The organism is Cognatazoarcus halotolerans, assembly GCF_009800965.1.
GTDB classification, from domain to species: domain Bacteria; phylum Pseudomonadota; class Gammaproteobacteria; order Burkholderiales; family Rhodocyclaceae; genus Cognatazoarcus; species Cognatazoarcus halotolerans.
On the sequence record NZ_WUAF01000003.1, the window covers coordinates 307,344 to 317,987 of the forward strand.

Genomic DNA, 10,644 nt, shown 5'->3' on the forward strand with positions numbered 1-10,644 from the left:
AGGCGGTGACGGGGCCTGGTTGCAGGAAGATGGCCCTAGAAGGCATACAGGGCGCGGAGCCCGGCTGCGGTGACCAGATCGGCGTCGCCGTCCGCGCCGGCCCGGCGGATGAATTGCAGGTCCGGCGTCAGGGCGAGGTGGTCGTTGATCTGGAAGCGGTAGTAGAGCTCGGCCAGCTGTTCCGCGCCGCTGGCGACATAACCCCAGTCGGCCAGGCCGGACGAGGCGGAGCGGAATCCGTCGGCGCTGCGCAGCCATGCCCAGGCAAAGCCGGCGCCGTCCTGGCTGCGCCCCCAGCCATCACCAGTGAGCTCGCCGCCCACCGTCACAGCGCGGTCGAACGCGGCGCGGCCACGCATGCCTTGACCGTAGCGGGCGAACAGGCTCAGCGATTCGCTCACCTTCTGGTCGGCGCTGATGCCCCAGCCGGCATGGTCACGCTCGACACCGTCGTAGCCTTCCGCCTGGGGGTTGTTCCAGGCATACAGACGGTAGCTGCCGTCGAGTCCGCCGAAGGCTTTCAGGTTCTTCTCGAGCTGGGCGATGACGAAGGGGCGGGTGAAACTCCGACCGAAGGTGCTCGCGTCGCCGGCGCCGAACAGCCCGAGCGAGGCGCCCCAGCCGTTCTCGTCGTTCATCCACGCAACGCGCATGCCCGGGGTGAAGCCGTACTGGTCGGCGCCAAGCTGGCCGCCCGAATCGAGCAGCGGGTTGTGCACAAACACGTTGTTCAGGAAGCGGCTCGATTCGTCATCGGCGAGCGCGTTCTGATCGAAGAATGCGAAGGGGTCGATCTTGCCGACGGTGAGTTCCAGATGTGCGGGCGCACCCTCGAGCGAGGCGGCGCCGATCGGCATATCGAGCTGGTACCAGGCCTGGGCGAGGATGGCAGTGGCGTTCCCGTCCGGCACGCCGTCCTGCTCGAAGGCCATGCTGTTGGTGGCCCCGGTAAAGAAGGGGCGGGTGTCGGTGTGGCTGCCTCCCTGGCCGAAACGGGCGTGGACGAAAAACTTGCCTTCGCCGTCGCCAATGCGACCGCCCGGCAGGGTGACCCCGAGGTCGCCACGCCAGCCAAGCACGGTCTCGTTCCGGCCGTCCACGCGACCTTCGCCCGACATGCGTTGCGCCACCGTACCGACGCTCAACTCGGCGGAGATCCCTTCGAGTGTTTCGGCGAGCGCCGTGGCGGGTGCGGCTGCTGCAGCCCGCTGTTCGACGGTCTTCAGGCGGGCGGCCACCGCCGGCTCACCCTCGGTGATGCGCTCGTTGTCGAGGGCTGTGCTCAGCGCACGGTTCTCGGCTTCCAGCCTGGCGACGCGCTCGGCAAGTTGCCGGACCATTGCGCGCAGATCGCCGTCGTCGGCCGCCATCGCCGGAGAAGTGCTGATCAGCAAGGCGAGCGCCGCGGCGCCCGGAAGCAGGGTTCGGCGCATCAATAACCACCCTTCTTGCCGATGCCGGCGTAGGTGAATTCATACTCGACGGTGAAGGGTGCGAACCACGGCTTCACGCCGGTCTCGCGGTCGGTGTGGCGGCCAAAGTGGGCGTGCGGGTTGGCCGTTGGCGGAGCGATGGTGTATTTCACCGTGTACTTGCCCGGCCCCATGAGCTTGACGTTGTTCCCGTAGTGCGGCCCGTCGCTGGCGACCATGGGCATGAAATCACCCTTCAGCACCTCGGCCGAACCCTTCTTGCTGATTTCGTAATTGATCACCAGATAGGGAATCCAGTCTCCCTCGGCGAAGCCGTTGGGATTGCCTGCCGCCGCACGGATGTCGGCTTCCATGTGTACATCGCTCTTCGCCGCTGGCGTCATCATCCCGGCGGGCTCCATTTCCACCGGCTGCAGGTAAACCGCTGCGATTTCCATGCCGTGCAAGTGCTGAGGGGTGCCGATCGGATATTCGAGCGCATGGCTGGTGAGCGGTAGGGAGATCAGTGCCAGGGTGGCGAGGTGGCGTGCGGAAAGCATGGAAGGGGCTCCAGATGAGTTTGTGAAATATTACGAATAATGAGAATGATTTGCAATTATATTTTCTTCCTGGAAGGGCGATGTTCGCGGGACGGTCGGGCGGGCGCCGGGGCCGCCCGATGCAGGCCCTGCGCCTTGGTTCTACAATGCCGCCATGAAGACGCTCCGCCCCCTGATGCTGGCCGGTTCTCTGCTGGCCACCGCTACGCTTCCCGCCCTCGCGGCCGACGACTTTTCCGCCTGCCTTGCCGGCCTGCGCAAAGATGCCGCGGCGAGCGGGGTGAGCGGCGCGACCTACGAAAGATTCACCGGCGGGCTCGAGCCCGACATGTCAGTGGTTGAGTCGCTCGACTATCAGCCCGAATTCCGGACACCGATCTGGGACTATCTCGCGGCCCTGGTCGACGACGAGCGCATCGCGGATGGTCGCGCGATGCTGGTGCAGTGGGCGGATACCCTCAAGGCGGTTGAGGCGCGTTTTGGCGTCGATGCCGCTACCGTTGTCGCGGTGTGGGGCGTGGAGAGCAACTATGGCCGGAATTTCGGCAAGCGTCCGCTGGTCACTTCGCTGGCAACGCTGTCATGCTTCGGCCGCCGGCAGAACTATTTCCGCGGCGAATTCTTTACCACCCTGAAGATTCTCCAGGAGGGCCATGTCGCACCGGAGCATCTCAACGGCTCCTGGGCGGGTGCTTTCGGTCATACCCAGTTCATGCCCTCGACCTTCATGCGGGTCGCGGTGGATTTCGACGGAGATGGGCGGCGTGACCTGGTCGACAGCGTACCCGACGCGCTCGCCTCGACAGCCAACTACCTCGCCCGGGCGGGCTGGCGCAGTGGCGAGCCGTGGGGTTACGAGGTCAGGCTGCCGCAGGGCTTCGATGCGAACCTGGCGGGCCGCAAGAAACGCCGGCCCCTGGCCGAATGGGTCGCCATGGGGGTGACGAGGATCGGCGATCAGCCAATGGCGCCGCATGACGGCCCGGCGGCCGTGCTGTTGCCCGCCGGCGCCGAGGGGCCAGCCTTCCTGGTATTCCGTAACTTCGATGCGATCTACAGCTACAACGCGGCCGAAAGCTATGCGTTGGCGATCGCCCATCTGTCGGACCGGCTCAGGGGGGGCGGTGAATTCATCACCCCCTGGCCGACCGACGATGCCGGCATCTCGCGCGCCGAGCGCCGCGAGCTGCAAACCCTGCTGCTGACGCGCGGCCACGACATCGGCGAGGTGGATGGCATGATCGGCAGCCGCACCCGCGAGGCGATCAAGGTCGAGCAGACGGGCCTCGGTTTCGAGGCCAACGGCCGGGCCGGACGCAAGATCCTCGATGCCTTGCGCCGACAGCCGCCGCCCGCGACGGCACCCGACGCTAATCCTGCCCGCTAGGGACCGCCCGGGGGCCGAAACGCACCGGCGGATGCGGAAAGAGTTCGTCGAGCGGCACCGAGCGGCCGGTGTCCTGCACCTCGCGGGCGTGGTGGCGCTGCAGCTCGCGCGGCGAGGGGACGCCGCAGGAATGGGCGATGAGGCCGACCTCGTGGGTGAGGTTGCGGTGAAAGCTCGCCACCCGCACCGCCTTGTCGGCTGGGTCCAGGCCGTACTGCAGGCGCGGGTCGTGGGTGGTGATGCCGGTGGGGCAGGTGTTGCGGTTGCACTGCAGCGCCTGGATGCAGCCCAGCGCGAACATGAAGCCGCGCGCGGTCACCACTACGTCGGCGCCGAGGCACAGCGCCCAGGCGACGTTGCCGGGCACCATCAGCTTGCCCGAGGCGATCACCCGAACCCGCTCGCGCAGGCCGTATTCGACGAGTTTGTCGACCACCACCGGCAAGGCCTCGCGCAGCGACAGGCCGACCATGTCGATGAGCGGCTGCGGCGCGGCGCCGGTACCGCCTTCGGCGCCATCCACGGTGATGAAGTCGGGCGCCGACGCGCTGCCGCGCGCATTGATCTCGGTAGCGAGGCGGTCCAGCCAGCCGCTCTGGCCGATCACCGTCTTGATGCCGACCGGCTTGCCGGTGATCTCGCGCACGCGGGCGATCAGGTCGAGCAGGTCGGCCTCGGAATGGATGTCCTTGTGACGGTTGGGGCTGATCGAATCATGACCCACCGCGATGCCGCGGATCTCGGCGATCTCGGGGGTGACCTTGGCGCCGGGCAGGATGCCGCCTTTGCCGGGCTTGGCGCCCTGGCTGAGCTTGATTTCGATCATCCTGACCTGTGGATGGGCGGCGACCGCGCGCAGCTTGTCCTCGGACAGCTGTCCGTCGAGGTCGCGCACGCCGTACTTGGCGGTGCCGATCTGGAACACGATGTCGCAGCCGCCCTCGAGGTGGTAGGGCGAGAGCCCGCCCTCGCCGGTGTTCATCCAGCAGCCCGCCATCTTGGCGCCGCGAGACAACGCCAGCACCGCCGGCCTTGAGATCGCGCCGAAGCTCATGCCCGAGATGTTGATGACGCTAGAGGTGGTGTAGGGCTGGCGGGCGTAGGGGCCGAAGGTCAGCGGCGCGGGCTCGACCGCGTCCTCGTCGAGGGTCGGGTAGGGGCAGTTGAGGAAGACGATGTTGCCGCGCTCGTGGATGTTGCGGGTCGAGCCGAAGGCCACCGTGTTGTCGACGTTCTTGGCAGCGCGATAGACCCACACCCGCTGGGCGCGGTTGAAGGGCAGCTCCTCGCGATCCATGGCGAAGAAGTACTGGCGGAAGAACTCGCCGAGGTGCTCGAACAGGTAGCGGAAGCGCCCGATCACCGGGAAGTTGCGGCGGATGGTCTGCTTCGTCTGGTTGCGGTCGACCACGTACATCCACAGCAGCGCGAGGATGGCGAGGCCGATGCAGAACACCAGCAGGGTCGAGGCGATGTCGAGAAAACGATGGGTGATAGTGGAAATCTCGCTCCACAGCATGCTGCAGCTCTCCGTGTGTGAGTGAGTGCGGCCCGCGGGCGGGCCGGGTCAGTATCGGGGCAAAGCCTCGGCCAGGGTGTGCCCCGGGCGGCGGATCGGCTCGGTCTTGGGCGTGTTCTTCATGTGCAGGCGCCAGAAGTAGCCGATCAGGTTGTCGCCCCACGAGATGGCCTTGCGCGGCAGGGTCAGCGGGTCGTCGGCCGGGGTGGCCGGCGAGCGCACGCAGGTGGTCGCCGAGGCATAGCCTGCGTCGGCCACCGCATCGACGGCGCGGCGGTCGTGGCTGCCGTAGGGGTAACAGAAGTGGCGCACTTCCTCGCCGAGCACGTCCTCGAGCGCGGCCTTGGAGCGACGGACATCGTCGCGGATGATCTCGGTGCCTTGCTGGGCGAGTTTGAGATGGCCGGCGCCATGCGAGCCGAAATCGATGCCCTCGCCACGCAACTGGCGGATGCGCTGTGCGCTCATGATCGGTGGGGTGGCCCGGCCGTCGGCGGCGAACCAGCTCGAGGGTTTCCCGAGCAGGTCGGAGATCATGTAGACCATGGCCGGGAAGCGGTGCCTGCTGAGCACCGGAAAGGCGTATTCGTAGAAGTTCTCGTAGCCGTCGTCGAAGGTCAGCGCCACCGCCTTGTCCGGCACCGGGGCCTGCCCGCGCAGGCAGGCCAGCACCTGATCCATCGACAGCACGGTGTAACCGAAGCGTGCCAGATAGGCCATCTGGCTGGCGAAGCGGCGATGGTCGCAATAGGTCGAGCGATGCGCCTTCATCGGCGCGAACTCGCCGACCTGGTGGTACATGAGGATGTTGATGCCCTTGCTCATCTCAGCGATTGTCCAGCAATTGCGCATAAAGCGCACGATACTGCTCGATCACCGCGGCTTCCGAAAAATCGGCATCGATGCGTGCGAGGCCGTGTTCGAGCAGGGCGGTCTGCAATGCCGGGTTGCGGATGACGTGCTCCATGCCGGCGGCGAGTGCCGCGCCGTCGTCGCAGGGCACGACCCAGGCATCTTCGCCGTGGCGGGTGATCTCGCGGGCACCGCGGAAGGCGCTCGCCACCAGTGGCTTGCCGTAGGCCCAGGCTTCGAGGATCACGTTGCCCAGGGTCTCGGCGTCGCGCGAGGGGAATACCACCATGTCGGCGATGCGGAACCACGGCGCCGGGTCGTGCTGCCAGCCGGCCCACAGGATGCGATCGGCCACGCCGAGCTGGCGTGCCTGTTCGGCGAGCGAATCCTTGAGGCCGCCGTCGCCGAGCACCACCAGGCGCAGTCGCCGCCCGTCGATCTCGGCGGGCAGGCGGCCCATTGCCTCGACCAGGAAACGATGGCCCTTGACGTCGATGAGCCGCCCCGCAGTGACCATCAGCCAGTCGCCGGCCTGCAGGTCGATGCGCGCGCGCAGCGCTGCCAGTTCGGCTTCGGGCACGGCCTTCGCCGGGTCCGCAAAATTGGTGATATGGAACACCCGTGAGGCAGGCAGGCCGCCCTTGACCATCCAGTCGCACAAGCCCCTGGTGTTGCCGATCCAGGCGTGGGCATGGCGGAAGGGGTCGAGCTTGTAATAGCCGCCGAGGCGCGACAGGTGCACCTTGCCGCGACCGGGTTCGAGGTGGGTGAGGCGGGTAGCGCGGCCCATGTAGGTCTGCACGATCGGCGCGTCGCTGGCCTTGACGAGGCGAGACACCTCGAAGCGGGTGAGCGGATCCCACACGGTGCGGAAGGGCAGTTCGCGGTGCGGCAGATCGGCGAGGTGATGGATCGCGAGTTCCGAGCCTCGGCGCACCACCGCCTCCACGGGTTCGCCATGGCGCACCATGGCATGCAGGAAGCGGGTGAACCAGCGTTCGGCGCCGCCCATCTTCTTGCTGCCGATGAGATGGAGCGATTTCATTGGCCGAGCACCTTTTTGTAGATTGCCAAATTGCCTTCGCACATCACCTGGGTGGAGAACTCCCGCAGTACCAGTGCGCGGCCGGCTTCGCCCATGGTGCTGCGCAGCTGCGCGTCGCCGAGCAGGCGGTTCATCGCCGTTGCCAGTGCGGGCACGTCGCCGGGCGCGATCAAGAGACCGTTTTCGCCGTCGCGCACCGCCTCGGGCATGCCGCCGGCGCGGCTGGCGACGATCGGCACCCGCGCCGCCGAGGCCTGCAGCAGTGAGACGCCGAGGCCTTCCATGTCGGCCGGGTGGACCAGCAGGTCGAGGCAGCCCAGCACCGTCGGCAGGTTGTCGACGAAACCCATCAGGCGGACGTTGTCCGAGAGATCCTGGTCGATGATCGCCTGCTTGATCTCCGCCTCGAGCGGCCCGCGGCCGAAGATCAGCACCTGCAGCCGGGGATGCTGCCGCAACACCTCGGGGAGGGCGGCCAGCAGGTGGCGATGACCCTTGCGCTCGATTAGCTGGGCCACCATGCCGGCCAGCGGCGTGTCGGCCGCGAGGCCCAGTTTCGTTCGGTAGGCGGCCTTGTCGTAGTTGACCAGATAGGGCCTGGCATCGACCGCACTGCGTACGCAGCTCACCTTCTCCGGCGCCAGGCCTTCGGCCAGGAGCACTTCGCGGATACCCTCGGAGATGGTGATGACATGGTCGTAGAGCCGGTATTTGGCGCTGACCAGCCAGTGTGGCTCGGGGTTGTCGACCCGCCGCGACAGCACGCACGGTACCCCCGCCAGGCGGGCGGCGATACCGCCCCACAGGTCCGCTCCGCGGCGGCTGTGCAGATGGACGAGGTCGGGCCGCTGCTCGCGGATGAGGCGCTTGAGCCGGAAAACCAGGCCAACGTCGGCGTCACCCTTCATTGCCCGCTCGAAGACCCGGCCGTGCTGCCGGGCGGCCTCGGCGATGTGCGCGCCGGGTGGGCAGGCCAGCAGGTTGTCCACGCCGAGCCGGGCGAGCCCTTCCATGATGTACAGGACTTGCCGGGCACCGCCGTAGAGGTGGCGCCCCGATTCGACGTGGAGAACCTTCATGCGGCGGGCCTTGCCGCCATGACCTGGCGAGCCTCGTCCATGACACGCTCGGGGGAGATGTCGCGCAGGCAGGTGAAGGCGCCGTTGCAGGTCGGGCGGCGGCGGCACGGCGAGCACTCGAGACCCAGCCAGATCACCTTGCCGTTGGCCCGGCAGGTATCGAGGTAGGGACGGGTGGAGCCGAAGATTGCCACCGTCGGGGTGTTGAAGGCGGTGCCCATGTGGGTCAGGCCGGTGTCCACGCCGATCAGCAGGCCGGCGTGGCGGATCAGCGCGGCGGCTTCGGGCAAGTGGGTGGCGCCGGCGAGTTGTACCACGCCCGGGCTGGCCGCGGCGATGCGCTCGGCGGCTTCGCGGTCGGCTGGTCCGCCGAGAATCACCGGGGTCAGGCCGAGCTCGTTGCTCACCCGCGGCGCGAGCGCCTGCCAGGCATCCTCGAACCAGTGCTTCTGCGGGCGCGTGGTGAAGGGCGCGAACACCGCGAAGCGCTCCGGCTCGAGGTGGTGTCGGCCCATCAGCGCGCGGGTCTTGATCTCGGTCTCGTCCGCGACATGCAGGGTGGGCAGGAACTCACCCGCATCGAGCCCGAGCTGTTCGGCCAGATACAGATACTCCGAGCTGATCCGTCGCGGGATGCCGCCCTTGGGGATGACCTCGGTCATGAGCCACTGGCTGCCCTCGCGCGAACCCAGGCCGATGCGCCGCTTCGCGCCCGACAGCCAGGTCAGCGCGCCGCTCTTGAGCAGGCTCTGCATGTCGATCGCGGTGTCGAACTGCTTGGCGCGCAGCATCGTGCGGAACTGGCGGACGCGGCCGAACAGCTCGCCGTAGAGCTTCTCCTTCCACAGGCGCTTCCATTCGGCCTTGGGCCATAGCACGAGTTCGTCGATGGCCGGATCGGCTTCCAGCAACTCATGGATGCCGGGCTCGACCAGCCAAGCGACATGGGCCTTGGGGTGGCTGCGCTTGATCGCCGCCGCAAACGGCGAGGCAAATACCACGTCGCCGATGGCCGAGGTGCGGACGATGAGGACGCGTTTCATGGTCGATTCAATCTAGACCAGCAGGTCCCAGGATAGCGGGGTGCCCTTGGCGACGTCGTGCTTGACTTTCTTGCCCATCGCCAGATCGATGAACTTGGGCGGCAGGCCGAGGCCGGGGCGGATCGCGCGCAGGTTGGCCGGCGTGAACACCTCGCCCGCCTTCATGTCTTCGGCGATGTACAGGCTGCGGCGGAACACCTTGGACTTTTCCTCGGCGGCGGTGGCGCCGTAGCTGACCTTGCCGAGCGCCTGCCAGGCGCGCTCCGTCTCCACCACCAGGCTGGCCATTTCGGCCGGTTCCATCGAGAAGGCCGAGTCCACACCGCCGTCGGCGCGGGCGAGGGTGAAGTGCTTCTCCACCACGGTGGCACCAAGCGCCACGCTTGCCACCGACACGCCCACGCCCATGGTGTGGTCCGACAGGCCGACCTCGGTGCCGAACAGCTCGCGCAGGTGCGGGATGGTCAGGATGTTGGTGTTGGCCGGCGTGGCCGGATAGGTGCTGGTGCACTTGAGCAGGATCAGGTCGTCGCAGCCGGCCTCGCGGGCCGCCCGCACGGTCTCGTCAAGCTCGGCCACACTGGCCATGCCGGTCGAGATGATCAGTGGCTTGCCGGTCGCGGCAACCTTGCGGATCAGCGGCAGGTCGGTGTTTTCGAACGAGGCAATCTTGTAGCAGGCAACCTCGAGATCCTCGAGAAAGTCGACCGCTGTCGCGTCGAAGGGCGTGCTGAACGGGACCATGCCGCGTTCCCGCGCGCGCTCGAAGATCGGTGCGTGCCATTCCCAGGGCGTGTAGGCCTCGCCGTAGAGTGCGTACAGGCTCTTGCCCTTCCACAGGCTGTTCTTGTCGGCGATGAAGAACTCGCGCTCGGCAAGATCCAAGGTCATGGTGTCGGGCATGTAGGTCTGGATCTTGAGGGCATGCGCACCGCTGGCGGCGGCGGCCTCGACGATCTCCAGTGCACGATCGAGCGACTGGTTGTGGTTGCCCGACATCTCGGCAATGACGAAGGGCCGATGGTCTCGGCCGACGAGGCGGCCGCCGATGTCGATGGTCTTGTTCATGGATGAATCCTCTTGCGATAGCGCGTTTGCTGCAAGGCATAGCCGCAGCCGGCGAACAGCCGGTGCGAGGCATGATTGTCGCCGAGTACCTCGGCAAGCAGGGTGTCCAGGGCCGGGTGCGTCTCGCCGAGCCAGGCTTCGGCCGCGGTCAGCAAGGCACTGCCAAGGCCTTCCCCGCCCTTGCCCGGCACCAGATAGATCGACACCTCGGCGGCGGTCGCGTCGATGTCGAAGCGTACCACTCCCACCGGTTCTCCCGCGCGCGAGCCGATCAGCAGCGGGCGGTCGGGGTCGGCCAGCACCGCAGCCAGCCAGCGCGCGTGGTCGGCCTGCGGGATCGGCGTGCTGGAACGCGATACTGCGCGGATCTCCGGGCTGTTGCGCCAGGCGAACAGTGATGCCGAGTCGGCCGCGGTGGCCTGGCGCACCTCGATCTCGCTGATTCCCATGGCGCGTACCACCCGCGCCACGCCACGCCCGTCGACCGCCGCCATGCCGGTGGCCGAGAGCAGGCGGCGCAGACCGGCGCCCTCGAGCAGCACAGCGAGGTGCCGGGCGATCGCTGCGGCGTCGGTGGCGGAAATGTCGGGACCGTGCAGCAGTCCGGCGCGGCTGGCGTCGTGGATGAGCTGGCGCTGGTTGTCGGCGAGGCACAGCGCCAGCGTCGGCAGGCCCAGCG

The 10,644-nt window shown here is 67.5% G+C and carries 10 protein-coding genes; 1 reads left to right on the top strand and 9 read right to left on the bottom strand.

Annotated features, from left to right (window positions below; all coding sequences use genetic code 11):
• Positions 1-35: 35 nt before the first annotated feature.
• Both GQB03_RS06385 and GQB03_RS06390 read right to left on the bottom strand, forming a co-directional pair.
• Entirely contained in the window at positions 36-1,433 is a 1,398-nt protein-coding gene (locus GQB03_RS06385; RefSeq protein WP_159686205.1) for a carbohydrate porin, read from the bottom strand.
• A complete protein-coding gene (locus GQB03_RS06390; protein ID WP_159686207.1) occupies positions 1,433-1,972 on the bottom strand; it encodes an iron transporter in 540 nt (179 codons plus the stop codon). The genes GQB03_RS06385 and GQB03_RS06390 overlap by 1 nt, the downstream gene beginning before the upstream one ends.
• Positions 1,973-2,126: 154 nt before the next feature.
• Between GQB03_RS06390 and GQB03_RS06395 the strand changes: the two genes are divergently transcribed.
• Complete coding sequence (locus GQB03_RS06395) at positions 2,127-3,359, top strand: lytic murein transglycosylase (protein WP_235026968.1); 1,233 nt, start codon at positions 2,127-2,129, stop codon at positions 3,357-3,359.
• Here GQB03_RS06395 and GQB03_RS06400 read toward each other — a convergent pair.
• The 7 genes from GQB03_RS06400 to GQB03_RS06430 form a co-directional block, all read right to left on the bottom strand.
• Entirely contained in the window at positions 3,343-4,878 is a 1,536-nt protein-coding gene (locus tag GQB03_RS06400) for an FMN-binding glutamate synthase family protein (protein WP_159686210.1), read from the bottom strand. The two genes, GQB03_RS06395 and GQB03_RS06400, sit on opposite strands and share 17 nt — an antisense overlap.
• Positions 4,879-4,926: 48 nt before the next feature.
• Positions 4,927-5,703 (bottom strand): polysaccharide deacetylase family protein, encoded by a 777-nt coding sequence (locus GQB03_RS06405; protein WP_159686212.1) that lies wholly within the window; start codon positions 5,701-5,703, stop codon positions 4,927-4,929.
• Between the two features lies 1 nt (position 5,704).
• Positions 5,705-6,775, bottom strand: coding sequence for a glycosyltransferase (locus GQB03_RS06410; protein ID WP_159686214.1), 1,071 nt, complete (start codon positions 6,773-6,775; stop codon positions 5,705-5,707).
• Positions 6,772-7,854, bottom strand: coding sequence for a glycosyltransferase family 4 protein (locus GQB03_RS06415; protein ID WP_159686216.1), 1,083 nt, complete (start codon positions 7,852-7,854; stop codon positions 6,772-6,774). Before GQB03_RS06415 ends, GQB03_RS06410 begins: the two co-directional genes overlap by 4 nt.
• Positions 7,851-8,897, bottom strand: coding sequence for a glycosyltransferase family 9 protein (locus GQB03_RS06420; protein ID WP_159686219.1), 1,047 nt, complete (start codon positions 8,895-8,897; stop codon positions 7,851-7,853). Before GQB03_RS06420 ends, GQB03_RS06415 begins: the two co-directional genes overlap by 4 nt.
• Positions 8,898-8,909: 12 nt before the next feature.
• Complete coding sequence (gene pseI, locus GQB03_RS06425; RefSeq protein ID WP_159686221.1) at positions 8,910-9,965, bottom strand: pseudaminic acid synthase; 1,056 nt, start codon at positions 9,963-9,965, stop codon at positions 8,910-8,912.
• On the bottom strand, positions 9,962-10,644 hold a 683-nt coding region (locus GQB03_RS06430; RefSeq protein WP_159686224.1), incomplete at its 5' end, for a GNAT family N-acetyltransferase. The genes GQB03_RS06430 and pseI, both read right to left, overlap by 4 nt.